Consider the following 875-nt stretch of genomic DNA (forward strand, 5'->3'; position numbering starts at 1 on the left):
CGTCACACCTCGACATCTTGCTACGCTCATCAATCCGGCCATGGCGCGACGGGGTCAGGCGCAGGTGATACGAATCCATCCGAGGCGTGATGTTACAAGAATCCGTGGCCTTCTCGGCAAAAATCGAAGCGATCAGCGACACCGTGTCGATTGCCTCTACTGCACTATTATGCCTCGAATCGGCGGCTCCGGATCAGCAAACTGCTTCTTCTGGTTAAAGCGCTAGCCCTGTCTCTGCTTGCCGCGGACGTCCGAGTTTCACGTCTTCCTCGTATGCGGAACGCATACCCGTTCCGTATTTGGTCCATTTTGCCGTCCGTTCATGCCCCGCTCTCGGCAGGCAAGGTCCACAAGTGTGCAACTCCGTCGATAGCTCTAGTCGAGGCGGGAAATGAGGAAATCCGTAAAAATTCCCAGACCTGTCCGTTCTCGATCATGGTTTGAGTGCAAGTGGCGGCGATGCCGTAGCGCCTATCGAACAGCGAATATCGCCATCGACGCGCGAATATTGCCCGACGTCCGGCTACGCCGTGGACACCAGGTGGACACCAGAACCAAGGGCCATGGGTCATCCTTCTCGGAATGAGTTCCTATATATCTGTTTTCCTTAGAAATCCTGGAGCGGGCGAAGGGATTCGAACCCTCGACCCCAACCTTGGCAAGGTTGTGCTCTACCCCTGAGCTACGCCCGCTCTGGCGCTGGCGACGGTGTGGACCGCCGCGGGAGGCCGGCCCACTAGCAAAGGCTTCCGGGGTCGGCAAGCCGATTCGTCGCGTTTTTTCGCAGGGCTTGGCAGGCGGCCCTTCGGGGCCACATAAGGCGCCCCGAATATGCACTGAGCAGGAGTGACGACGTGGCGACCCTGGGAATGAGC

1 tRNA gene is annotated in these 875 nt (G+C 58.5%); it reads right to left on the reverse strand.

The features are described 5' to 3' along the window. Positions 1-617 precede the first annotated feature (617 nt). A tRNA-Gly gene (locus tag I53_RS24920) sits at positions 618-692 on the reverse strand. Positions 693-875: the final 183 nt, after the last annotated feature.

The sequence above is a fragment of the Methylobacterium sp. B1 genome (assembly GCF_000333255.1).
GTDB lineage: Bacteria > Pseudomonadota > Alphaproteobacteria > Rhizobiales > Beijerinckiaceae > Methylobacterium > Methylobacterium fujisawaense.